Origin of the sequence: Chloracidobacterium sp. D (assembly GCF_018304685.1) — a bacterium.
Classification (GTDB): Bacteria; Acidobacteriota; Blastocatellia; order Chloracidobacteriales; family Chloracidobacteriaceae; genus Chloracidobacterium; species Chloracidobacterium thermophilum.
This window is the reverse complement of the sequence record NZ_CP072634.1, coordinates 1,697,171-1,722,340: the sequence shown is the minus strand read 5'-3', so window position 1 is coordinate 1,722,340 and position 25,170 is coordinate 1,697,171. Positions and strand designations below refer to the sequence as shown.

Genomic DNA, 25,170 nt, shown 5'->3' with positions numbered 1-25,170 from the left:
TGGTGGATGCACTGGCTACCTGATTTCGGGGCGACAGTTGGCTCCCTCCGGGCAGACGACAAAACCGCCGACATAGAACGTCGCGTCCGGCAGGGAAACAAAGCCCGGCGCACCGTAGGGAAAGAGCTTGTCGCGGTCCTGGAACAGCGCCACTGAGATTTCGTCAGGGCTGTCACTGGGGGTGATGAGGTGGCTGATTTTGTTGTCGTGGGCGACGATGCGAATGCGGTTCCACTTGCGCGCCTCGAAGCGCAGCGGCAGGGGGTCGCTTTGCACCGGCGTCCCGATAGCGCCGTCGCGATAGAGATAGGTGTCGAGCCGGCTCGTCGTGGGCGTTGGGGCCTCCAGGATGAACAGGTAGCCGTTGCGTTCGTCGCGCCCACGTACGATCCAGGCAGCCCGCCCGCCCTGGGCCACCCGCAGGTCGAAGTTGATTTCACAGCCGCGAAAACCAACATCCTTGGGCAATCCGACGGCAAATGCCGGGCCACTGACACGCAGAAGCTGGTTTTCCACGGCCCAACCGGGCGGGGCGTCCCACTTGTAGAGGTTGGTGAAGTTGTCTGCAAACTCGATGATGGCTTCCAGGCGGGCGCGCAGCAGGGTCGGTTGCTCGGTTGTCACGGTGAGGTCGGTTTCAAACGTCCGGTAGCGTTCGGCCTCGATGCGCAGCCGGTGGGTTTCATCGGGTGAAAGCTGGTCAATCACCAGCGTGCCGTCGGCTGAAACATCTCCGCAGTACACGTCGTCGGCATAGACGCGGGCCGTAGGTAGCGACTCAATGCGGAGGATGGCTTTCGGCGGTTCGGCGACTTCAACCTTGGCTGCAGCCGCTTCCAGTTTGAGGGTTCCCCGATAGACGACGCGCGTTCCCTGCCTGACCAGGATGGTGCGTGTGCCCGGTGGGCTGATGCGTGCTTCCAGCCGCTGGCCGTCCAACCGCCACCGTCCTTCGTCCAGGGGTTGGCCGTCCACGAAAACGGCCGGCTTGGGCGTTGGGCGCAGGCGCAGGTTTGGCAGGGAAAGGGTGGCGAAGTTGGGTTTGAGTTCGGCAATGACGGCTTCCGCGCGTCCGGCCGTGATGGTGACTTCGCGGGAGAAGGGCAGGTAGTCGGCGGCACGGACTTCAAGCCGATAACGTCCCGGATTGAGCCGCTTCATGAACCTGGCATCGGTCAACTGTCCGCTGGGCTGGCCGTTGAGCAGTACTTCGCCCGTTGGGGTGTTGCTGGCGACCATGAGCGACCCGACGGAAGGGGGGCGATAGTTCGCCGTCCTGACTTTTTTCTCGACGATGACACCGGCTTCTTTCTGGGCCATTGCAGACGGGCCGCTGACGGCCAGAACGGTGAGCAATGCGAGCAGGGAATGCAGAAGGTGAGTGACGGTTTTCAACCTCATGGTTGCGCCGGGGTAGCGGCGACACGAAAGCCAAGGAATTCCTGGGTTTTGTCGGGCAAGGTCCATTTGCGGCTGGAGGCGAGGGCATCGCTGAGCGGTGAGGCAAAGTGGCCGCCGCGATACACCTTGCATTCAAGATCACGCCCGGTCGGGCGGTAGGGGCTGCCGGGATACGGCGCGAAATCGGATGCCGTCCACTCACACACGTTGCCCCCCATGCCAAAGACGCCAAAGGCGCTTTTGTCGCGGGTGTTGTTCGGCTCGACATTGACTGGCAGCAGCAGTACCTCGTTGGTGCCTTTCGCCTGCCGGGTGTTGGCGGTGCCATCGCGCCAGAAGCTGCCCCACGGGAAAAGACGCCCGTCTGTGCCACGTGCGGCGTATTCCCATTCAGCTTCAGTAGGCAGGCGGAAGGTAATGCCTTCGCCGTTCGTCTTCGTAAGCCAGTCGCAGTAGGCTACCGCGTCCTGCCAGGAGATATCTGTGACTGGGAAATCGTCCTGTCCGGGCGGATAGTTGCCCTGCTTCCAGCTTCGCGGTGCCCGGTGGCCCGTTGCTGCAACAAAGCGTTTGTACTCGGCATTGGTCGTCTCATACTTCGCCAGATAAAAAGCCGGGACCGTGACCTGGTGGGCAGGGGTTTCATCCGCCGGCACGCGCTTGTCGGAGGTGAAATCGTCCGGGCCGGCATCGCGCCCCATGGTGAAGGTTCCCGCCGGAATGAGGATGAAGTTTTCCAGCACCTTGGGCGCTGCCGGGGCACTTGGGGACGGGGATGTAACAGGTGAAGCCGGCTGGGACACAGATTGCCAAGACAGTTGTACACCGACAACGATCAGTCCCAAGACAATGATGCCGGCGGCGGCGGCAAGGAACCAGTTGGGCCGCTTGGCCGCACCTTCGTCCAGCGGCAGACCGCTGCCGTAGGGGCGCGTGTCCCCGCTGTCGGCCGGTCGCTTCAGCGTGGGCACGTCCTCGCTGGGAATCCCACTGGAAGGAGCGACGGCCGCCGGTAATCCCGGCTGCACCGGTGTCAGGCCGGCGGCTTTCAGAAGCGCCTGCGAAAATTCCTGCGCCGTGCGGAAACGTTGACTGGGCGATTTTTCAAGGGCGCGGTGGATGACGGCGGCCACTTCTTCCGGGACGTTGGGGTTGAGTTCCCGCAGTGGGGGTGGCGGCTCATTGACGTGTTTGAGGGCGACGGCAATGGCCGTGTCGCCGTCGAAGGGTGGTTGACCAGCCAGCATTTCGTAGAGCACGACGCCCATGGAGTAGATGTCCGCACGTCCGTCAATGGCCGCCCCACGGCACTGTTCCGGGGACATGTAGCGCGGTGTGCCCATCATCGTACCCTCGGTCGTCATGCCGACCACGGTTGCGGTCTGGATTTTGGCAATCCCGAAGTCGAGCACCTTGACGATTTCTTCTCCGTCAGGCGTGCGGGCCAGAAAGATGTTGTCGGGTTTGAGGTCGCGGTGCGTGATGTTTTGCCGGTGCATGAACTCCAGCACGGCAAAAACCTGTTCGGCGTAGCGGATGATGGTTTCCAGCGAAGGGGATGTGCCCTGCTGGCGCAGGCGCGTCATGCGTTCCCGGAGCGTTTCGCCTTCGAGGAACTCCATGATGAGGTAGCAATCCCCCTGCTCGACGCCGGAATCGAGCACCCGTACGGCATTGGGATGCTGGACGCGCGCCATTGCCCGGGCCTCACGCTTGAAACGCTCGATGGCTTCACGGTCACTCGACAGGCTGCCGACCATGATTTTGATGGCGACAAGCGTATCGAGTTCGCAGTGACGTGCCTTATAGACCCGCCCCATGCCGCCGACGCCAAGCAGCCGGAGGATTTCGTACTTGCCCTGGAAGCGTTGCCCGATAGCCAGCCCTTCGACCGGACGTTGTCTTGGAGGAGAGGTTGTCTCCATGCCAACGGGTTGGGTGGGAGGGGACTGAACCCGGGCCGTTTCCCGTGCGACCTCCCGCTGGTTCACCGGCCCTGTACCAAGCTGGATGGTCTGTTCCACCACCGGGCCGGTTTCCGCCTTGGCAGCGGTCTCTGCGGCGGAGATCTGGGTTTGGTCAGTCAGCTCCCCCGTCAGAGCGCCGGCTGATGCCGCAAGGCGGGTTTGCTCGATGGCATCGGATGTCAACTCAGGTTGCTTGGCCATGGGTGCCGTGTTGCAGAGAAAAGGAGTTATTTGGCTTTGAACTTCACTTTGCCGTCAACGATGTCCACGGTGAAGTGCACTTGATCCGTCTGGCGTTCGGCGCACAGTTTCTGGGTGTTCTGGACAATGACCTGCCGGAACTGCTCATAACTCGTGGTGATCGGCTCACCCACCGTGCGCTTGGCGTGCTGGAGACTTTCGTAAAGCTTGCGGATGTTGGATTCCTGCTGTTCCTGCGACACGTTGCGGCCAATCTGTACCGTAGTGGGTTCAAAACGTGGCGGCAGCGGGTTGTTTCTGAAATCACTGAACACGGCATCCACATCGAGTTCGTCAATGGCTTCGCTGAACTCTTCGCGGCGGCGCTCCTCGTTTTCACGGAAGTTCACCAGATACTGCGTACGCAGGTCACGTCCTTCTTCCCGGTCTTTCACGGTGCGGTCCCAGAGCCGCTGAAAAGCTGACAGACGCGCCAGGATTTGATTGAAGCGAAACCGCTGCTGAAAACGCAGTGACCGGTTTTCCTCAATTTTCTTGACCATCTTGTCAATGCGGTATTTCGTGTCGTAAGGCGGGCGCTCCCGTCCCCCGTTGAAAAAGATGTCAAACTCGATTTTGAGACGGCGGATTTCGGTTTCGAGCTGACTGAGCTGCTCATCGAGTGAAGTCGGTTCGCTCATGGCCCTCGTCCTCGCAGTGCTGGGAATGCCTGTGGGGAAAGACTACACGACTCAGCAGCGGATTGCATCGCCGATGTGTCACGGGCCTGGCCGAAAGCCCCGTCTGAGGCGAGTGCTGGTGCCGGTGCTGGCAGTCCCACCATCCGGTGCCCGCAGTTTCCCGAAGCTGTCCGGTCGGCGTTGTTTCACCAATGACTTCCCGAATCAGGCGGTGCTGCGGATCAAAGCGAACCGCCCGTGGCGCAGCGTCAAGCGGGAGTGAAAATTCCTGCTCGGCCTGGGCTTCGACAAACCACCGGACAGTCTGCCGGCGTCCCTGGGCCGAGACGATCTCCACTTCAACCGGGGTGCGGAAATACTCCGTCTGCACGTGTCGGGATGCCGGCTCCAGCTTCTGCACCTGGCAAACCTTCACGGTAAGTTGCCGCCGGTCGGCGTCGTAACGATGGGTGACTTCAAACACCGGATGTCCCATGCGGTACACCCACTGGTCAAAGAACCAGTCAAGCCCCATACCGCTGGCTTCTTCCATCGCCCGCCGGAAGTCGCCGGTTTCGACGTTCCCGAACTGGTGCCGTTGCAGGTAGTGCCGGATGCCTTCGCGCCAGGCTTCGTCGCCGACGACAAACCGCAGCATGTCGAGCACCAGCGCGCCGCGTGAATAGGCGTAGGCGTCAAAGAGTTGGTCCGGGTGGGCGAACTGCCGGGTGACCATGGGCCGCCGCCGCCCTTCATTCCAGGCCTGGTGATACGTGGCGTGGTGTTCGGCCAGGATGGCCCGCAGCCGGGCCGTCCCAAACCGCTCCCCCATGTAGAGCGCCTCGAAATAGGTGGCAAAACCTTCGCTCAGCCAGATTTCCGACCAGTCCCGGCACGTCACCAGATTGCCGAACCACTGGTGGGCCAGTTCGTGAGCCTGCAGGGCTTCGATGTTATCGAGTTCCTCATGGGCGCGGGGGAGCAGGTTATCGGCCAGGTGGGTCGTCGTGATGTTTTCCATGCCGCCGCCAAACTCGGCAATCATCGTCTGGGCATATTTGGCATAAGGGTAGCGGATGCCTGTTTCAGTCGAAAGAAACGCCATCATGCGCGGCAGGTTGGCGAAGGCGCGCCGGGCGTCGGCGTACCGGTCAGGATAGACGTAGGATTGCATCGGAATGCCGTCGTACTCGTTGGTGATGACGCGGTACTGCCCGATGGCAATCGAGAGCAGATAACTGGCATGCGGCTGTTCCATCCGCCAGTGGACGGTGTGCGTACCGTCGCCGTTGTCTGTATCCGAAACCAGCCGCCCGTTGCTGATGACCGTGTAGGGTGTTTCGACCGTGGCGCGGACTTCCGAGGTGAACTTGTCACTGGGAAAGTCAAAACAGGGAAACCAGTTGCGATTGTATTCGGTCTCACCCTGGGACCAGATTTGATACCGGCGTTTGGAAGCCGTCGAGGTCGGGCGCAGAAATGTCAGTCCCGTGCCAAACACGCCGAAGAGTCCGCCGGTGGGCGGTGTCGCCCGGGCCTGATAGGTGATGACCAGTGTCACGGTATCGCTTCGCCCATAGCCTCGGTCGAGCGAAATCGTGAGTTTTTCGGCCGCTTTGTCGTGCTGGAAGTCCAGCTTTGCACCGCTTTCCGTAGCGACTTCGAGAACAGTCATCGGCTGCCCGGCATCGAGCGTGAGGCGGCGGAAATCCGACCGGACAGGCTTGAACGTCAACCGCGCCGTGCCGTGGACGGTTTCGGTTGGCCAGTCGAAACGCAGGTCCAGCGCCAGGTGCTGCGTATCGAAATCACTGATGCGTGTCCACTGGGCGGGCGGGGCTTCCGGGCCCGCCCGTTGGGCCATGGCGACCGGCCGGAGTGGCCACAGCGTCACGAGTCCAAGGAGCAGGAAGCTGGCGAGGGAGCAGGCAGTCAGGCGGGCCGGGAACATGTTGCTTTCTTTTGGAAGCGGGATAAGGTGGCAACACCATACCTTTGTCGTCACAACTTTGTAATCCCTGACGGAGGCTGGCTCAACCGGCAGCGGCTTCATCGCCGGCGTCGGGCTGTCCGCCCTGAAACTATGGCTTCTGTACCGACCGACGAACCACAACTCCGGCGTGGACTGACCTTGACCGACGCGCTGGCGCTGACCGTTGGGACGATCATCGGAACGGGTGTTTTTCTCAAGACGGCCGTGATGGGACAGGCACTCGGTTCACCACTGGCCGTGCTGGCCGCCTGGGTGGCTGCCGGTTTGCTCTCTCTGGCCGGCGCGCTCACCTACGCCGAACTGGGCGCAATGCTGCCACGCGCTGGCGGCGAGTATGTGTTTCTGCGCGCCGCTTATGGCGACTGGCTGGCCTTTCTCTACGGCTGGATGCGGTTTGCTGTGGCTGCGGCCGGTTCGATAGCCATTTACGGCGTGGGATTGGCCATTTTTCTGGGCGGGGTCGTGGACTATGGCCGGCCGTGGTATGCCGCGACGTTCCGCCTTTTCGGGGCTGATATAGCCTGGCAGTTCGGGCCGCGCCAGCTCATCGCCATTGGCGCAATCACGTTGTTTTCACTGCTCAACAGCCTGGGTGTCGTGGTTGGGGGGCGGCTGCAATCCGTACTGACGGCCGTCAAGGTCGGCGCCATCGTCGCCATTGTGGGCGGTATTCTGCTTGGCTCGCCGACCGGGAAATGGTCCAACGTCTGGGACTCTGATGTGCCGGCAACAGTCAACGTCACAACCTTCGGGGCGGCCATGCTGGCGGCGCTGTGGGCGTTCGATGGTTGGAACAACCTGCCGATGGCGGCCGGCGAGGTGCAGCATCCCGAACGGAACATCCCCCGGGCGCTCATCTTCGGCATGCTGATCGTGCTGACGGTGTATGGCCTGGCCAACCTGGCGTACTGCTACGCCCTGCCGATGAGCGCCATTGCCACGGCCAACTCCACGGCCTACCCGGAAGCGCCGCCGGTGGCGACCAGAGCCGCCCAGACATTCTTTGGCGACGGCGGGGCCCGGCTGGTGTCTGTGGCGTTCGTGCTGTCGAGCCTGGGTGCGCTCAACGGCTCTATTCTGACCAACGCGCGGGTGCCCTACGCCATGGCGCGGGACGGCCTGTTTTTTGCCCGCTTCGGGCAGCTCAACCGGGCGGCCGTGCCAGCCTGGGCCATGCTGGCGCAGGGACTCTGGGCCTGCGTTTTGGCGGTGTCCGGCACGTTTGACCAGTTGACGGATTATGTCGTCTTTGCGTCCTGGGTGTTTTACGGCCTCGCCACGGCTGGAGTATTCGTGTTGCGCCGGACGCAGCCGCAGGTGGTGCGTCCCTACCGGACGCTGGGGTATCCCGTTGTGCCGCTGGTGTTTCTCGGCGTGGCCGGGTGGCTCATCGTCAACACGCTGGTGACCAATCCGGTTTCATCCGGGATTGGTCTGGGCATCATTGCTCTTGGGTTGCCGCTCTACGGATTCAATCGCCGCCAGACGCGCCAGCGCACAACCGAACAGCATGTCAACAATGCTCCGGTTCAGTGAGGCAAGTCCGCGTGGGTGGCGTCTTCCGGCGTCTGTGCCGGGTTTTCCAGCGCCGGGTTATCCGGCGTGGGCGGTGCGGCAGCAAGGGCGCGGGCCTTGGCGTACTTCAAAAACACGTAATGCGCGGCAAACCAGGCAATGCACAGGCCCGGAAAGCCGTCGAGACAGCCCAGGCGCAGGAAATAGGTTTTGAAAAAGGTGGCTGGCGGCCAGAAAAACAGCTTCCAGAACGGAACCCGCTGCCCGGCAGCCAGCAGTGCCCGGGCGGCCAGGTCGGTGTAATGGTTCATTTTGGCGTGGTGGTCCGCAAGGGAGGTGATGGCGTCGTGCTCGATGTCCGCGTCGAGGTGGCCGACCGGTCCCGTTGGCTTGAAGGACTCGTGAATGAATTCACCGCACCATTGCCCGGCACCGCGTCGGTAGAGCCGTAACTGGCGGTCGGGATACCAGCCGCTGTACCGCACCCACTGCCCAAGGTAGCGGTTGCGCCGCCGGACGGTGAAGGCTACGCAGGGCGATGGTGTGTGCAGCGCCGTGTGAATGGCTTTGTGCAGCGTCGGCGTGGCGCGTTCGTCGGCGTCGAGGCAGAAAATCCAGTCGCAGGTGGTCAGGGTGTCGCCAAAGTTGCGCTGTGCGGCATAGCCGGTGAAGGGATGCCAGGCCACCCGTGCACCGTGTGCTGTGGCGACTTCGGCCGTGGCATCGGTGGTCGTTGTATCCACAACGACGATGCGTTCCTCCGCCCAGGCAACGGAATCCAGCGCCGCCGGCAACCGGGCGGCTTCATTGCGGGCGATGATGATGACGGCAAGGGTGGGCATCCATGTTGGTTGCGTGGCAAGGTTGAAGAAAAGACTTTAGCCTGAAACGGTGGACAATGCGCTCTTTGGTTCGGGAGATGCTGTCCGGGCACTCTCTGCAAGCCGCAAAAAACCACGTCAGGCGGCAAGCCCGACTGTGCAGGGTACTTGCACCTGCTGAGAAAAGCCTATCAGGCAGTTGAAAGCTTGCACTGACGTGTGGCGTTTCAGTCCCAAACCACATATCGTTGCCGCCAGCGACGAAAAGCTCACCGTACAAGCAGGTTCCGAGTGTATGCGGATTGTGACGTACTTTGGCAAAGGGGGCGTTGGAAAAACGACGCTGTCAGCCGCCACGGCCGTGGCCTGTGCCGCCCGGGGGCACAAAACGCTCCTGATGAGCGTCAACGCCGGACATAACCTCAGCGATGTACTTGGCACGACGGTTGGGCATACACCTACTTCGGTTGCTCCCAACCTGGAGGCGCGTGAAGTCAGCGCCCTGGCCGAGTTGCGTAGCCAGTGGCACGAAGTACAGGACTACGTGGCCACCATTCTGCGCGGAATCGGCACGGGCAAGTCGGCTTATGTGCAGGAAGTGCTCCTGTTCCCGGCGCTCGAAGAACTGACGGCGATGACGGAAATCTGGCGGGCCAGCCGCGAAGGGCAGTATGAGGTCGTGGTGGTGGATACACCGCCCACGGCCGGGATGATGACCCTGTTGGCCGGCCCGGAAGGTCTCAAGTGGATACTTTCGAGCATTGAGACCTGGTATCGGCGGTTGGCGCTGGTGGCGACACCCGTGATGCAGTCCCTTTTCCCCAGCCGGAATCCGATGGACATGCTCCCGGAAGTGAGCCGCCGGGTAGGCGAAATGCGGGCGGCGCTCACCAACCCGGAAGTGACCTCGCACCGTCTGGTGACGCGCCCGGAACGGCTGGCGGTGACGGACGGCCTTCGTCTGGTGACGTACCATCACCTGTACGAATGTCCGGTGGAAAGTATCTTCGTCAACCGTGTCCGCAAAGAAGTGCCGGCCCAAAAAGCTGCATTGGATGTCTTGGCGCAAAAGTCTGCCGGGTTGCCGGTGGTTGAAGTCCCTGACCAAACCGAAGAGCCGATTGGGCTGCCAGCATTGACGGCGCTGGCCGAACATCTTTTCCAAACGCGCGATCCACTTGAGCGGGCATTGCCAGCGCCACTGATGACCCTGGAAAACACCACCGATGGTCAATACGTTCTCAAACTCAGGCTTCCCAACCTGGAGCTGGATCGCCTTGACCTTGTTACCCGGGCCGGTGAGCTTGTGCTTGAAATTGGTCATTTCAAGCGGAATATCCCGCTGCCAACCGAAGTCTGGAGCAAGGAAGCCGTTGGCGCCGATTACAGCGGCGATACCCTGACGATCACCTTTGCCTGACGGTGCGGGAGACAGGCTGATATGGGAAACTGCTGCCACGACGAAGGTGCGTTCAACCCCTGTTCCGCGCGGCAACGGCGTACGCTGTGGCTGACGCTCGGCATCAACGCGCTCATGTTTGGCGTGATGGTCGGTGCGGCGTGGTATGGCCGTTCGATGGCCCTGCTGGCGGACAGCCTGGACAACCTGGGCGATGCGCTGACCTACGGACTGAGCCTCTACGTGGTTTCCCGTGACCGGGCCGCCAAGGCGCGCGTCGCCCTGTTCAAAGGCGGCCTCATCCTTGCCGCCGCCGCAGGGGTTGTGGTGCAAATCGTCCACCGGCTCTTCCATCCGGGCGTGCCGTTGTTTGAGGTCATGGGCGTCTTCAGTCTGCTCGGACTCGCCGCCAATGGCGCCTGCCTGTGGCTTCTGTGGCAGCACCGCCAGGAAGACATCAACATGAGTTCCGTCTGGGCCTGTTCCCGGAACGATGTGGCGGGGAATGTGGCGGTGCTGGTGGCGGCCGCACTGGTGTGGCTGACAGGGGCGGCGTGGCCAGATGTCGTGGTGGCCAGCGGGCTGGTGCTTCTGCTGCTCGTTTCGTCGGTACGGGTGCTTTCGGCAGCGCTGGCCGAACTCCGCATCACGGCCAAAGCGTCCCCTGCCCAAACAACGGACCTGCCCACCAGCTTACCCGGATGACCGTCCGCAGGGTCGGTTGCCGTCCAGGGCCTACGGTTTGGCCGGAAGACCAATCGTGAAATAGGCGCGGGCCAGTGGCCGGTCACCATCCTGAATTTCGACCAGGTAAGTCCCGGAAGGCAGGGGCATTCCGTCCGGCTGATACAGCAGCCGGACCGTCTGCTTGTTCTCTGTGAGGGACTGAATGGACTGGGCCATCAGCGGCGCGGCCGTTTCCAGCCGACGCCAGACCACACGGTAGTCGCCATCAGGGCGGGTGCGGCCACTGACGCGAACAGCAACTGCCCGGATACCCGCCGGAAAGGCATTGGATGCTGCCTCAAAGTCAAAGGCATCAGGTTCGGTCGGCAGCACCCGAAAACTGCACAGCTCGATGCGGGTGATGGAGGCATCGAGGAACTCAGTGCCGGTACGCGCTGCCGGGACGGCTGGCCTGGGTTTTTCGCCAAAGACATAGACGGCAAAAAACAGCGCCAGTCCGGCCAGAAAGCCCAGCGCCACCAGCGTCAGCATGAGGTACACAAAGCGCCGGCCGCTGTCGGCTGCCGGTTCCTGCCCGGCGTCCGCCGGGCCTGGCGATGTGGGTTGGGATAGGGCTGGGGCAGCCGGAACGGCCTGTCCCCTCACAGTTTTGAGGGCATCGGGAGATGGCTTCGGCAGTGTGACAGCCGGCCCCGCCACGGTTTTGAAGGCTTCAGGTGGCTTGGGCGGTGTGACCGCCTGCCCGACGACCGTTTTGAACGCCTCGGGTGGTTTGGGCGGTACGACCGCCGGACTTTCAACCGTTCCTGCTTGGTCCAGTGGTGGCAGGGCCGTGCCAGCGACGGTCGGCGCAGAAGAGAGTGGATCAGGGAGCTTTTCGCCGCAGTTCCGGCAAAACTTCATTCCCGGCGCCGCTTCAGTTTGACATTCGGGGCAGATGATCTTCATGGCTCAGGCTGGGCAGGTGTCCGTTCAGAGCAAGACACAGAAGGATGGTTTCCTATGCTAGTCGCGCTGGCAGTGAGGGTAAATCGGAATTCAGACGTACTGCTGGCTCCCAAGGGCTTGGCGTCAGGTATGTCTGGTGAGTGACGGCCGCACCACGTCTTTTTGCACACCGGCGCGGGTTAGCCTATAATCCTGCCCACGCAAAACAAACACTGTTTATCGTTCGGCTTACTCCTTTTTCATACGTTGCAACGCCTTTTTGGGTCAGAGCGGGTTTCGGTCTGACGGCTTGGCTTTAGGTTTCCAGCAACCCGGTGATGGTGCAAACGGGCTGCCCCCCAGTTCCCGTGCTTGCGCGGATTTTGGTTGTGTCTCATCTGCTCATTCAGGGAGGTTGGTTCTCATGGGAAGCTTGCTCCGCGCTACCCGTTTATGGCGGCCGATGGCTTTTGAAAGCCTGGTACGGTGGACAACCGTCCTGTGCCTGACGTTTTGCGTTACGCACTGGGGGACGGTGACGTGGGCTGCACCTTCAGCCCTGGGGGGGGATGAGGCTTCCGAGGCGCGTCGCCAGGCGGCCAACCTCGTGAAGCAGGGGCGCAAATTGGCGCGGAACGGGGACTTCGAGGCGGCTGAGGCCGTGTACCGCCAGGCGCTGGCCCTTGATGCGGAACTGGCTTCGGCGCGCTGCGGACTGGCCTGGCTGCTCATCAAGACCCGGCACCATGCGGAAGCCTACGATGTGGTACGCCCGTTGCTTGCGCCGCCCACGAAACATGACGAAGCCCTGGCCATTTCAGGTGTGGCGCTCCTGCGTTCCGGTTACTTTCGGGATGGTTTTGATGCCCTCAAGCAGGCGCTCGCGCTCAAGCGCAACAATGCCATCGCCATGGCTGGGATTGCCGAGTTGGCCTGTTATGAGAATCAGCTCTCCCTGGCGGCACAACTCATCACGGCCGCCATCAGTGAAAGCCCGGAAGAGCCGGACTATCACCTGCTGGCGGCGCGGATTGCCTCCCGGCTGGAGAATTTTCACCTTGCAGCCGACTCCCTGCGGAACTTCCTGCGGCTTGCCCCACGCACGGATGCCGAGCGGCGTGAGCGAATCGAAGGGGTGATTCGTTTTTACACCTACCTTGGAACGTCACGCATCAATGTCGTCCAGGAACGCGCCGATGCCCTCATTCCCTTTGAACTCCACGGGCGGCGGCCGCACATCAACGTGCGGATCAACGGCAAGGGCCCGTTCAACTTCGTTCTCGACACCGGGGCCAGTTCCTGTGTGCTTTCCAACGATGCTGCCGCCAAACTCGGTATCCGCCCGGTGGCCGCCGGAGGACAGGCCCGGGCCGTGGGCGGGAGCGGGACATTTCCTATCGTCTATGGCGTCCTGAAGTCGCTTGAACTGGGCCCGATCAAGATTGAAACCGTGCCGGTCTATCTCCGTGACATTCAGAGCCTGAACAGCCACGGCGCCAAGGTGGACGGCTTTCTGGGACTGTCAACGCTTGCCGATTTTGTCCTGACCCTTGACTATCCTCAGCGGGTTCTGGGTTTGCGTTACACTCCACGCGATGCAGCGCCCAAGTCCCAGCCGGCTCCGGCAGGTGATGGCGCGACCCGCCTGCCTTTCCGCCTGACGGAAAGCGGTCTCATCAGCATCGAAACCCAGCTCGATGATGGCCACATCCTCAACTTCATCTTCGACTCGGGTGCCAGCGCCTCAGTCGTGGACCAGTCCGTTGTCGAGCGGCACAACTGGCAGTCCAAGATTCTTCCCGATCAGTGTGTGCGGATCGTCGGCGCGGCCGGGGCGTCCGAAAAAGTGCCGGTTCTGGCAATTGGTGTCATGCGGATTTATGACCTTGTGCGCCATGATCTCCGTTTGCCGGTCATTGACATGCGCCGTCTCAATGAGTCATCGGGCTTTGAACAGAGCGGCATCCTGGGGGGCGACTTCCTGAGCCACTGCCGCATCGAGATTGATTTCCGGCAGCAGCAGATTGCCTTCACACCGTCTCCAAACGGCATCGTCAGACGCCAGATCGAGGCGCAGCCGACAGCCGGCGGCACGACGCCAACCCACTGAACACCTGCCTTCCGTTCATCATCAGGGGAAGGTCTCCCAAGGGCGGTGCGCCGGAGGGCGTGCCGCCTTTCTTTTGCCTGTCTTGAGTGATTTCAGTAACAATGGCGTACAAGTCCTGTGGTTCACTCCTCGCGGCCCGGCAGTAACACAGCACCAAGTTCACTCCGACAGAGGATTCGCGTATGGATGGCTCGCGCTCCGCCCAACCCGCCAGGCAGCGGTTTTTTCTCTTTCTGTTCGTCATTCTTGCGGCGGGGCTGGTGGTGATGCCCGTTGCGTGGTGGATGGTTGGGGCCCAGAACCGGCCGCGTCCGAAATCCCCGGCCGGGACGCCGACCGCAAAGCCATCCCAACCATCGGCGCCGCCGGCGACGGATGCCACGCGGGCGACGCCAGCCGAACTGCGGGATGCCCTCTATGCAACGGAAACCTTCCTGGGCGTTCCCACGCTCGTCCCCCGGACGTTTGCTGAAGCCGAAGCCGCCATCACCGCCTTGCAGGCCAGGTATCCGGCCGATGTCCGGCTGTTGCGCTATGGCGCTTTTCTCAATGAGCGATTGGGCAACATCCCCAAGGCGCTGCAACTCATGACGCGCTATGCCAACCTGCGGCCGGAAGGCACGGATGGTCTGCGGCGGTTGGCAGCCTTTTACCACGGACGCGGGCTTTACAATGAAGAAGTCCGCACGCTCCAACGGCTGGCCCTGCTGACGCCTTCGGCGGCTGAGCGCCGGGCCGTTGCCGACCGCGTCTCTGAGCTGGTTCAAAAACGCGCTCTGACCGGTGTGGATGTGGCCGACTGGTATCGGCAGCTCATCGAACGGCATCCCGAAGACATCACCTTTCTGAAGCGTTACCTTGAACGGCTGGTGGCGGATGACAAAGCGGATGAAGCCCTGCGCGCGCTGGATATGTGGCAGCCGAAGTACCCGGACGAGAGGCGTTTTTTCCTTCAGTTGCGGGCGCGCATTTACGACAGACGCGGGCAGCGGGACGCGGCGGTAGCCGTCTATGACCAGGCATTCGATCCGCTCTGGCCGCGGGCAGTCGTCAGCGACTGGTATGAACGGTTGCGCCAGTACGGGCGCTATCGCACCTACCGCCGCCAGCTCCAGGAGCGTTTTCGTCAGGGGGCGTCCGATTTTGGGACGGCAGCGCGACTGTTCAATGTGCTGGCCTACGAAGGCAACCTGTCCGCAGCCGCACAGACCCTGACCACGCTCGAAAAACGCCGCGAGAAGACCGGCTGGCCGCGTGAGGAACTCGACCGCGCGGCGGCTATGTGTCTCAACATCGGGCAGTATGATCTGGCGGCGCGGTTTCTCTATTCCCTGTACGCCATGGGCGGTGCCAATCCCGGCTCGCCGGAGCGGGAGGCGACGCTGGCCAAACTCGTGGCCGCCCTGCTCGACGCCAACGAAGTCGGGACGACCCTGAGCGCCGGGGATTTGTCCCTGTACGCCGACATTGCCCAGGTTGACCAGGGAGCCGGGTTTCTCAATGGCGTCCTGTCACTCATTCTGGCCGGCAACAACATTCCCCGCGAGTATGCCCGCGCGAACCGTTCGGCAACGGCCTACTTCAACCGGGCGCTGGCCTATCGGTTCTTCACGGCGCTTCAGTCTGAGTATCCCCGTTCCGGGCGGCTGCTGCCACTTCACACCAAACTGCTTGAAGCCTTTGCCGCCATGGGTGAACACGAGACCGTCGTGCGGCTGGGCGAGGATTTCCTGCGTGCCTTTCCAGACGCGCCGACCTTTCCCGATGTGACGTTGCGGGTCGCCGAGGCTGAAGCGCGCCTTGGACGGCGCAATGCCGAACGGAAACGCCTGATCGCGCTGCTCGACTGGCTTGCGGCACGAAAACCGGAGCGGGCGCCGCTGATGCCGGTTTCCACGCGCCGGTGGGTGTTTGTCCCAACGGACACACCGGGACAGGGAGATGTGGCTTCGTCGTCGGCCTATCGCATCCACGACCTGACCGACACCGACGATTCGGATGAGTTCCGAGATTTTGAGGACTATGACTACCAGACCGACTACCTGGGGCGGTCAGTCGAGCCGAAAGAAACCGTCACTTATGCTTCGGTGCTGGAGCGGGTCATTGCCAGTTTTGCGACCGAGGCGCAGAAACCTGCCGACGAGCCATCGCCGGGCAAGCCGCCACGCCTCAACCCGACCCTGGCCTTTCTGTACGGTGAAATCAAAAAGCATCCGCGTGAGGAAGGGCTGTACGAACGGCTGCTGCGCTGGCTGGGGCAGCAAAGTCTGGTGGATGAGCAGCTTCGCGCTTATCAGGAGGCCGTCCGACGTTTTGGCGACAACACCTGGCGGCATCGTCTGGCGCGGTGGTTCATCCGCAATGACCGTCAGGCGGCCTTTGCCCAGTACTCGAAACAGCTTTCAGCAGCACTCGACGACGAAGACCTGGCCGCCTATTTGCAGGCGTTTTTTGAGGATGTGCAGCTCGAAGAGGGCAACAATGACGCCCGGCTGTACCTGCAACTCTTCCGCATGGCGCACGACCGCTTTCCCACGAACCTGTTTTTTGTGCGCGGACTGCTGAAATACTACCGGGCAACGAACCGCCTGGCCGAGTGGGAACGTCTGGCTGCCCAGTATTACTTTGCCGACCCGACGCTGCGCAGCGCCTATCTGGCCTATCTTTCCGAGAAGAACCGCCTGGTGACCAGTTATGCCAAAGCCAGGGCACAGAATGACGCCAGTCACCGGCAGTTTGCCGCCGATGCTGCGCTCTGGCTTTCGCGTCATGAGGAAGCGGTTGACGCCTACCGTGAACTCGTGACGCGCTATCCGGGAGAGGTTTACTACGCGGAGCGACTGGCCACGCTGCTGCGCTCGCTGGCTGCGACGCGCCCTGGCGCGCGGGACGAAGCCGCTCAGCAATGGGCGGCACTCGCCAGGGTCTATCCGGCTGAAAACCGCTTTCTGACACTGGCCGGGGAAGTGCGGGCCGAGGCCGGAGACTGGGAAGGGGCCGCCGCACACTGGGAAAACATTGTCCGACGCGCACCCGGTGATCCTGAAGCCTACCTGGAACTGGCGACGCTCTACTGGGACTATTACCGCTACGATGACGCCATCCGAACACTGCAAACCCTGCGCCAGCGGGTCGGCGATGACACCCTCTATGCCTACCAGCTTGGCGCGCTCTATGAGGAGCGGCAGCAGCGCGAGCGGGCGCTGGCGGAGTACATGGCTGCGGTTGGCGGCGGCGCCGAACGGGAATCGGCCATCGAGCGGCTGGTTGTGCTTTCCCGCCGCAAGGACGGAGTGGCCGCCATCGAAGCCGCCTTTCAGGCGCGTCTGGCGAAACAGAACACGCCGGAACTCATTCTCGGCTATGCCGACTATCTCAAGCGGGCCGAACGGCGGGATGCCGCACTTGATCTGCTGGCGCGTGAGGCCGCGCGACGGCTGGAAATTCCGTTTCTGGAGGCCGTCCGGGATGAGTTTCGCGCTGCCGGGCGCGCGGCCGATGAGCGGAAAGTGCTGGAACGTCTCGTCGCCCTGGCGCGGGACGAGCGTGAAAACATCAAGTACCGGTTGCAACTGGCAACCTTTTTTGAAGCCCACAACCAGCGTGGGGAGGCGCTCCAGACGCTGGACGGTCTGGCGCGCGACTACCGCACCAATCTGGGTGTCGTGCAGGAAGTGGGACGCTTTTACGGGCGGCTGGGGGCTGTGGACAAGGCGGTGACACTGGCCCAGGCATCGCGCCAGATCGCCACCGGCGACTACCGGCGAAGTCTGACGCTCCAGTTGGCGCGACGGCAGCGCGAAAGCGGGCAGGTGGCGGCGGCCGAGACGACGCTGCGCGAATGGTATGCCGCCAATCCCACGGATACGGAAGCCTTCACCGAACTGGCCCGGCTTCTGGCAGACGCCAAACGCGATGCCGATCTGGCCGCGTTGTACCAGCAGGGGCTGGCCAACCTGGCCGCCGGGGCCGATGAGTTCGAGCTGCGGAAAGGCTACATCGAAGTGTTGACGCGCCTTGGCCGACATCAGGAAGCCGTTGACCAGCACATCGAACTCATCAACCGCGAGCCGGAAGACTCGTCCCGGTTGCAGGTGGCCCTGCGGTATGCCGAGCAGCAGAACCTGCTGGAGCGGATGACGCGCTACTACACCGAACTGGCTGCCAAGGCCGACCGCAACTACCGCTGGAATGTCGTTCTGGCGGAAATCTACCGGTTTCAGGGCAATCTGGGCGGCGCGGCGGAACAGTATGCCAGGGCCATTGTCAACGAGCCGCAGCGGGGTGATTTCAGGAGTACCCTGGCGGCGCTTTATCGCCAGGCGGGGCGTTACGACGAAGCTCTGGCCACGCTCAAACGGGCAGCCGAGCTGGAGCCGCAAAACCCGCGCTGGGCAGCCGCGACGGCCGAGGTGTATCTCGAACAGGGCCAGACCGAACGCGCCATCGCGGCGCTGCGGGAGTCCTTTGCCAGGCGGAAACAGTTGTCGGCGCAGGTGTATTTTGCCGCCGGAAAAACCCTGCTGACGGCCGGCGCCGTTGCCGAGGGCGGCAGCTTTTATGACGAGGGCTTTGCGCGCGTCATGAAGTCGCCGCCGACGGAAACGTTCGATGAGGATGCCGTGGTCGCGTGGTTGCAGACCATTCTGTACCGTGAATCGGCCGTGGCAGCGCTCGGCCGGCTCGAAGCCCTTGAGGCTGCTCTGGCCAAGGCCCCGCAGAATGCAGTTGTCCAGCGTGAACGCGGGCTGCTCGACTACACGGTGCGGCCGTCACGTTTCCCCCAGGTCATCCGCGGCTATGCCACGGCGGCCCAGCTTGCCCAACTGGATGAGGCGCTGACGCAACGCCTGACGCGGGCTGTTGTCGGGTCGGCCGAGTTTGAGCGTCTGGCCAGCATCACCGCCAATCTGGGCTTGTACCGGGCGACGGAGCAGGCGCTGCTGCGGCGCAAGGATGCCGCCTACGCGGCACAGCAGTCGGCGGAAGACCCTAACTACGTCAATGCACTGCGGGCGCTGCTGTCCTTCTATGAATCCCGTCTGGACACCAAGGCGGCGCTTGCGCTGCTGACGGCTGAGGAAGCCCGTGCCCGCTTTCCCGGGGCCTTCGACTTCACGGCCGCCAAGGCTGACTTCTGCCGCAACGTTGGGGATGTGGCGGCCGAGCGGACGGTACTGGAGCAGTATTACCGGCAACGTACCGGTGCGCTTGTCACGGAAGAAAATCCGCTCGTGATGCGGCTGCTGGAGCTGCTGCACCAGCAGGGCGATCGGCAAACCATGCGGAAACTGGCTGCCAGCTACTCGCCCTATCAGCTTCAGCTCATCAACTTTCTCGTCCATGTGCGCGAGAAGGAACTGGCAAGGCTGGCCATTGAGAACGCCGGACAGCCGGTTGCCTGGCAGCAGGCGCGGCTGGCGCAACTTGAACTCTACTTCCGAAACCGGTCGCCGGAGGTCGAAAACCTGTACCGGCAGGTGCTGGGTATCCGGCCGATAGGCGAGCAGGCCAACCGCAAGCCGGACCCGGCACGCGAACTCACCGGGGAAGACTGGTTTCGCACGGCGCGCAACTACGGCGTCTGGCTGACTCTGGATGACTCGCGGGCGGCGGATGCCCTGCGCTTCCTGGTGGCCGAAACAGAAGCTTCTCCCCGTTCGGCATCAGCGCAGACGGCACTGGCGTATTTTCTGTGTGCGCGCAAACGCTATCCCGAAGCCCTGGAGCATGCGCGGCTGGCGCGTGAACTGGCCCCGGAAGACCCGGAAGCCATCGCGGCTGAAGGCGCTGCTCTCTATGAAATGGGCAACCGGACAGCCGCCCTGGGGACGTGGCGGCGGATGCTCGCCGGACGACGCAACCAGCTTGCCGCCCACCTGACGTTTCTCTCAGTGCTGGCCCGGTACGACCTGCTCAACGAAGCTCTGCCGCCGGTGGAAGCCTACCTTGTTGCCCGGCTGCGGGAGCGCGCCAATGAGGACACCTATGAACCGCTGGTGACGCTGCTTTGCACGCTGGCCCGCAGTCAGTCCGGCCGGGAGTCGCTGATCGTGCCGGCGCTGGTACGGGTTCTGGCAGCGGTCCCGGATGACATCCGCCTTGGCTTGCAGTTGACCCTGACCGAGGCCCTGCCGGAACGGACGCGGCTGCCGCTGTACCGCCTGACCAGTGAGCGCCTGGCCAACCAGATCATCACGGCCTATGCCCGTGGCGACTATGACCTGTACAGCGACGATGTCCCCGGTGGCGACACCCTTGCCGGTGCACTATCCAAGGTACAGCGGGCCTGGGCAACGGCGCTGGTGGCTTCAAAAGCCTACGCCGAAGCGGAGCGGGAGCTGCGCGACATGGTTGCACTGCGCCAGACGCTGTTCGGCCGGATGCGGGAAGAGGCGCCCCCTGACCTGTACATTTCCGAGCCGGAGACGGTCGCGGTCGAACCGGAGTGGCTCGTCATGGCACAGGCGGCAGTGGCTATACGCAGTGGGCGCACGGCGGCGGCCGTCGAACGTCTGAAAGCGTTTGTCGCCGCTCCGGCTGCGGCCACGCCGGATGCGCCGAACGACACGAGAGCCATTCAGCGGGCGCAACATGCCTGCTACCTGCTGCTGAACGAAGGCAAGGCGGAGGAAGCCACGGCGTTTCTGGAAACCTGCTACCAGTTGCAGATGGCCCGGGATGACAGCCTGGGGGTTGCGTTGGGCTACATCGAAGCCCAGTTGATGCGGCGGCAGACCGAGGCGGCGCTGCGGCAGCTCACCCGGCTGGTTGAGCGCCGTCCCGAACCGCAGGTACTGGCCGAGGCGGCGGCGCTGGCAGCCAGGTATGGAGCTTATGCGCCGGCCCTGAAGTGGCGTGAGCGTCTTTACCGGCTGCTTCCGGGAGATGCCGAAAACCGGATTGAAATGGCGCGGCTGCTGGCGCGCACGGGCGATCTGGGAGCAGCCGCGACGCAACTCTATGAACTCGCTCAGGACCGCCGGTTGAAGGCGGAGGAACGGCAGCGCGGACTTCAGCAACTGGCCGCCATGGTGCTTCAGCAGCCGGCAGTCGGTGAGGCGCTGTTGGGTAAAGCCCGCGCGTCCTCTGATGCGGAAAGTCTGACCTGCCTGGCTGTGTTGCAGGACGCGCTGGGGCGTACGACCGAGGCCCAGAAAACCTTTGAGCAGGCGGCGCAAATGCCATACGCCACGGGCGCGCGGGAAGCCTACGGGCAATTTCTGGAACGGACGAACCGGCCAGGGCAGGCCATCCCGGCCTACGTGCAGGCCCTGCGCGAAGGGGCCTCATCTGATCGGGAGCAGGTCATTCGGGCAGCACTGGCGGCCAACCAGACCGGAATGGCGCTGGCGCTGGCGCGCAATGTGCAGTTTGTCCCGCCAAAGCCTTCCGCCGGCCTGCCGGCCGCCGGTTTGGTCTATGAGCAGCCGGTGGGTTCCTGGCCGGCGGCAGCGTACACATCGGCCAGCCGGGAGGCTGCTGACCAGCGGCTTGCTGCACAGCGGCAGTTGTTGTCCCGTCTGGCGGCGGCAGCACTGGCGCAGCAGGATGAGGAACTGGCGATGACGTTTGCCCAGGCTTTGCTCGCGCTGGCCGCCAGTTCACCGGCCGCCACAGATGAAGCCAGACAGCTTTTGGCCGAAGTGCGCCGGCGTCTTGAGCAGCAACCGGCGCGGAAGAACCTGTTTGGCTTGACGCCAACCAGTGAGTTGAACTTTACCGATGTGGTCGGTGAAGGTTTGTAGCCAGCAGGCTTTGCTCCTGAACCGGCCTGCTCGAAACCGGTCGTCTTGACCGTAGAACCTTTGGGGAGATGATGCACGATGTCACGCGCGCCTTCGGCTCCGCCCGTTGAACGCCGGATGTCCTTCGAGGAATACCTGCGTTTTGACGATGGCACGGACACCCGCTACGAACTGGTGCGCGGGGTGCTGGTTCCTATGCCCACGGCCACGGCCGCGCACGAACTGCTCATCAGCTTTCTGGCTGCGATGATGATGCGCTTCATTGCCGCACATGACCTTCCCTATGTGGTGCGGGTCAATGCCGGCGTTCAGACCGAGGAAGACACATCACGCCTGCCGGACATTGCCGTGTATGACCGCCACGACTGGGAACGTCTGCTGAAGCAGGGCGGCCCGGCTGTCCTGCGACTTGGCGAGCCGATGCGTCTGGTGGTCGAAGTCACAAGCGAGAACTGGAAAGACGATTACTACGACAAGCGCGCCGAGTATGAGCAGCGGCGGATTCCGGAGTACTGGATTGTGGACGGCCGCCGGAAGCAGGTCGTGGCGCTGTATCTGGCGGAGGATGCCACAACCTATCAGGAGCAGGTGCTCAAGCCGGGGGATGTGCTGGCATCGCGGGTACTGGCCGGGCTGACCCTGCCAGTTGAGACCATTCTGGCGCCGCCCATGCCCGAAGACATCCTGCGGGAAGAACTACAGCGGCTGTCGCAAGCCGCACGGGAAGCGGCCCTGGCGCAGGAACGTATCGAAGCCGAACGGCAGCGGGCGGAAGCCGAGCACCAGCGGGCCGAACTGGAACGGCAACGGGCTGAGGCGGAGCAGCAACGGGCTGAGGCGGAGCGCCAGCGGGCGGAAGCCGAGCACCAGCGGGCCGAACTGGAACGGCAACGGGCTGAGGCGGAGCAGCAACGGGCCGAAGCGGAGCGCCAGCGGGCCGAAGCCGCTGAAGCACGTTTGCAACGTCTGGCGGCCAGGCTGCGCGAACTGGGACTCGACGCCAACGGCACATAGGTTGGGAAAGGAAACCGGTATGGGGCCATCCGTGCAGGAAGTCGCCGAGTTTATCCGGCGGCAACTGCGTCTCGTCATCGTTGGGCAAAACGTCATCATTGACCAGATTCTCACCGGACTTCTGGCCGAAGGTCACGTTCTGCTCGAAGGGCCACCGGGCACAGCCAAGACGCTGCTTGTCAAAACCCTGGCGCGCGTCATCGGGGCCGGGTTCAACCGCATCCAGTTCACCCCTGACCTGATGCCGGCCGATGTGACCGGAACGAACGTCTATAACACGGCGACCGGCGTGTTCACCTTTCGCCGGGGGCCGATTTTCACCGACCTGCTGCTGGCGGATGAAATCAACCGCACACCGCCCAAAACCCAGTCGGCGCTGCTCGAAGCCATGGAGGAACGGCAGGTGACAGTGGATGGCGAAACCCATCACATGTCACCGCTGTTTATGGTGCTGGCCACGCAGAATCCGATTGAGTACGAGGGCACGTACCCCCTGCCCGAAGCCCAGCTAGACCGTTTCCTGCTGAAAATTCTCGTGGATTACCCTTCGCTGGAAGAGGAAGTCCAGGTGGTCTCCAACTGGAGCAGCGGCTTCAATGCCCGGCGGCTCGACGTGCTCCCGCTGGAGTGCCTGCCGGATTCAAGCGTCATTCTTCAGTGCCGGGCAGCGGTTCGGGATGTCGTCGTTGAGGAAGGCGTCCGCCGCTACATGGTCAATCTCGTTCGTGCCACACGGCCGCCGGCCGCGCCCAACCTGACGTGGGGGGCCAGTCCCCGTGCGGCCGTGGCGTTGCTGCTCACGGCGAAAGTCCAGGCGGCGCTCGATGGGCGGACGTTCGTCACCCCGGATGATGTCAAGGCCGTGGCCCTGCCGGTGCTACGGCACCGGATCGTGCTGCGCTCCGAAGCCGAGATTGATGGCATCACGCCCGATGAAATCATCACGGACATCATCCGGCGCTTGGCTGTCCCACGCTAGTTTGGGCCGTCCCGTCAGTGGGGCGGAATGTTGCCGGTCGTGTTTGCCTGGGCCAGCCGCTGCCGGATGGCCGGCAGCATTTCGTTCTGGGGTGCGAGTCGTTCCAGCTTTTCCACGATGGGCCTGGCTTCTTCGGGACGATTGGCATCGAGCAGGGCAATGGCGTAGTTCTGAAGCGTAAGCGTGTGGTTCGGGTCAATGCTGAGTGACTGCCGGAAGTACGCCATCGCTTTGTCCAACTGCTGTGGCCGGCGGAAGTAGTATGTCAAACCCAGATCGGTGATGACGTTGACATCCCTGGGCGTCAGGGTGAGCGCCTTTTCGTACCACTTCTGGGCGTCTTCGTAGCGTTTGGCGTCAAAGAGCGCATTGGCCAGCCCCACCACGATCTGCCCGTTGTTCGGTTGTAGCTTGTAGGCCGCTTCAAACCGGGCGATGGCTTCCGGGTATTTCGATTCGGCAGCGAGCAACCGTCCCAGAATGGCCAGCGCCTGCCAGTCGTCCGGGCGGAGTTTGACGGCGGCCTCGAAGCATTCCCGCGCTTCAGAAATGCGGCCATGTTCGGCCAAAAAGATGCCCAGCCGGGTTTGGGCGTCGAAGTCATCCCGTTTGCTGGCGGCTTCAGCCAGCGCCGTCTCCACGTTCGGGTTGCGGTGCAGGTCATCATCGGGCGCTGCGCCGCCGGCCGTCCGGTTGCTGGCGGCAAAGGCTTCCGCCCGCGCTTTTTCGGTCTGCTCGCGGATGAACTCCCGGTTGCGGCTGTTGGTGTAGGCAAATCCGATGAAAAAGCCGATGACGAGGCACGTCACGGCAACCGCCAGAGTGGATGGTTTCATGCTTTGTCCTGTGAGCCAGGGGGCATGGGCTGGGGCGGCAGGCCCGATCCTGGTCAAACATCCATTGGGGCTGCCCCCGGTCAGGTCGGGGGCAGGCCGTACTGTGCATAGTAATAAAGCACCGGCGCATTGAAGAGCAAACTGTCGAGTCGGTCGAGCAGCCCGCCGTGGCCGGGCAGCACGGCAGCGGCATCCTTGGCGCCGGCGCCACGTTTGAGAAGCGATTCGTACAGGTCGCCGAGTTGTCCGATAATGTTCATTACGACGGCCAGAACCAAGGCGTGGGCGAGGGGGAGTGCCGGAAACAACCCGTAATGAACCGCCACGGCCGCCGCTAGGCTGCCAACGACGTTGCCCACGGCGCCTTCAATCGTCTTTCCGGGGCTGACCAGCGGCGCCAGCTTGTGCCGCCCGAAGGCACGGCCAACGAAGTACGCCGCAACGTCTCCGGCCATAATGACCACGAAGAAAAATGTCAGAAACCGGCTGCCCAGTTCCGGCGGTTCAAGCCGCTTGAGGCCGATGAGAAAACCACACAGCACTCCCACATAGACGACGCCGTGCAGCGTGGCCGCATGGGAAGGAAGTGACTTTTTGAAATCGCGTTCGGTGAGCACGCCCTGCACCATCGTGGCGCCGAGCAGCAGGCCCAGCAGCGCCGGCAAAAATTCAATGGCGCGCACATAGAACAGACTGTGAACGCCAAGCAGCCCGCAGATGCCAATGCTTACAAAGGGAATGAAGCCCAGTTTTTCGGCGAGGTGAAAGTACTCAATCAGCCCGAACAGCGTGGCCAGAATGACAAAGCCAACAAAGAGAAAGGGCGTCGGGAGCCAGATACTCCAGAACAACAGCGGCAGTGCGATGAGCGCCGTGATGACGCGCCAGGCAAGGTTGGACATTGGGCAGGGCG

Annotated in this window: 15 protein-coding genes; 7 read left to right on the top strand and 8 right to left on the bottom strand. The window is 62.9% G+C overall.

The features are described from left to right. Positions 1-15: 15 nt before the first annotated feature. Genes J8C01_RS07135 through J8C01_RS07120 form a run of 4 tightly spaced genes read right to left on the bottom strand, consistent with a single transcriptional unit; the run spans position 16 to position 6,179 of the window. Positions 16-1,401 (bottom strand): PEGA domain-containing protein, encoded by a 1,386-nt coding sequence (locus J8C01_RS07135; protein ID WP_211431472.1) that lies wholly within the window; start codon positions 1,399-1,401, stop codon positions 16-18. Continuing rightward, positions 1,398-3,569, bottom strand: coding sequence for a bifunctional serine/threonine-protein kinase/formylglycine-generating enzyme family protein (locus tag J8C01_RS07130; RefSeq protein ID WP_211431471.1), 2,172 nt, complete (start codon positions 3,567-3,569; stop codon positions 1,398-1,400). The genes J8C01_RS07135 and J8C01_RS07130 overlap by 4 nt, the downstream gene beginning before the upstream one ends. A gap of 26 nt (positions 3,570-3,595) precedes the next feature. Continuing rightward, entirely contained in the window at positions 3,596-4,249 is a 654-nt protein-coding gene (locus tag J8C01_RS07125) for an MXAN_5187 C-terminal domain-containing protein (protein WP_211431470.1), read from the bottom strand. Further along, positions 4,224-6,179, bottom strand: coding sequence for a M1 family metallopeptidase (locus J8C01_RS07120; RefSeq protein WP_211431469.1), 1,956 nt, complete (start codon positions 6,177-6,179; stop codon positions 4,224-4,226). The genes J8C01_RS07125 and J8C01_RS07120 overlap by 26 nt, the downstream gene beginning before the upstream one ends. A gap of 132 nt (positions 6,180-6,311) precedes the next feature. Between J8C01_RS07120 and J8C01_RS07115 the strand changes: the two genes are divergently transcribed. Then, on the top strand, positions 6,312-7,757 hold the full coding sequence (locus J8C01_RS07115; protein WP_211431468.1) for an APC family permease: 1,446 nt from the start codon (positions 6,312-6,314) through the stop codon (positions 7,755-7,757). On the opposite strand, the gene J8C01_RS07110 is transcribed toward J8C01_RS07115, so the two are convergent. After that, a complete protein-coding gene (locus J8C01_RS07110) occupies positions 7,751-8,578 on the bottom strand; it encodes a glycosyltransferase family 2 protein (protein WP_014099952.1) in 828 nt (275 codons plus the stop codon). The genes J8C01_RS07115 and J8C01_RS07110 overlap by 7 nt on opposite strands. Positions 8,579-8,852: 274 nt before the next feature. On the opposite strand from J8C01_RS07110, the gene J8C01_RS07105 reads away from it, so the two are divergent. Both J8C01_RS07105 and J8C01_RS07100 read left to right on the top strand, forming a co-directional pair. Beyond that, entirely contained in the window at positions 8,853-9,977 is a 1,125-nt protein-coding gene (locus J8C01_RS07105; protein WP_014099951.1) for an ArsA family ATPase, read from the top strand. Positions 9,978-9,998: 21 nt separating this feature from the next. Then, positions 9,999-10,661 carry a cation transporter gene (locus J8C01_RS07100; protein ID WP_211431467.1) on the top strand — a complete coding sequence of 221 codons (663 nt, stop codon included), beginning with the start codon at positions 9,999-10,001 and terminating at the stop codon, positions 10,659-10,661. Positions 10,662-10,691: 30 nt separating this feature from the next. On the opposite strand, the gene J8C01_RS07095 is transcribed toward J8C01_RS07100, so the two are convergent. After that, a complete protein-coding gene (locus J8C01_RS07095; RefSeq protein ID WP_211431466.1) occupies positions 10,692-11,591 on the bottom strand; it encodes a zinc ribbon domain-containing protein in 900 nt (299 codons plus the stop codon). Between the two features lie 403 nt (positions 11,592-11,994). On the opposite strand from J8C01_RS07095, the gene J8C01_RS07090 reads away from it, so the two are divergent. The 4 genes from J8C01_RS07090 (at position 11,995) to J8C01_RS07075 (ending at position 23,421) form a co-directional block, all read left to right on the top strand. Continuing rightward, positions 11,995-13,680, top strand: coding sequence for an aspartyl protease family protein (locus tag J8C01_RS07090; RefSeq protein WP_211431465.1), 1,686 nt, complete (start codon positions 11,995-11,997; stop codon positions 13,678-13,680). 182 nt (positions 13,681-13,862) lie between these two features. Next, a complete protein-coding gene (locus tag J8C01_RS07085; RefSeq protein ID WP_211431464.1) occupies positions 13,863-21,428 on the top strand; it encodes a tetratricopeptide repeat protein in 7,566 nt (2,521 codons plus the stop codon). A 78-nt stretch (positions 21,429-21,506) separates the two neighbouring features. Then, the gene (locus J8C01_RS07080; protein ID WP_211431463.1) at positions 21,507-22,442 is read left to right on the top strand and encodes a Uma2 family endonuclease; all 936 of its coding nucleotides are present in this window, start codon (positions 21,507-21,509) and stop codon (positions 22,440-22,442) included. Between the two features lie 19 nt (positions 22,443-22,461). Next, positions 22,462-23,421 (top strand): AAA family ATPase, encoded by a 960-nt coding sequence (locus J8C01_RS07075; protein WP_211431462.1) that lies wholly within the window; start codon positions 22,462-22,464, stop codon positions 23,419-23,421. A 14-nt stretch (positions 23,422-23,435) separates the two neighbouring features. Here J8C01_RS07075 and J8C01_RS07070 read toward each other — a convergent pair whose 3' ends face one another. Together J8C01_RS07070 and J8C01_RS07065 are read right to left on the bottom strand one after the other, a co-directional pair. Beyond that, positions 23,436-24,257: a tetratricopeptide repeat protein gene (locus J8C01_RS07070; RefSeq protein ID WP_014099942.1), complete on the bottom strand. Its 822-nt coding sequence runs from the start codon at positions 24,255-24,257 to the stop codon at positions 23,436-23,438. A gap of 80 nt (positions 24,258-24,337) precedes the next feature. Continuing rightward, positions 24,338-25,159 (bottom strand): phosphatidate cytidylyltransferase, encoded by an 822-nt coding sequence (locus J8C01_RS07065; protein ID WP_211431461.1) that lies wholly within the window; start codon positions 25,157-25,159, stop codon positions 24,338-24,340. Between the last annotated feature and the right edge of the window lie 11 nt (positions 25,160-25,170).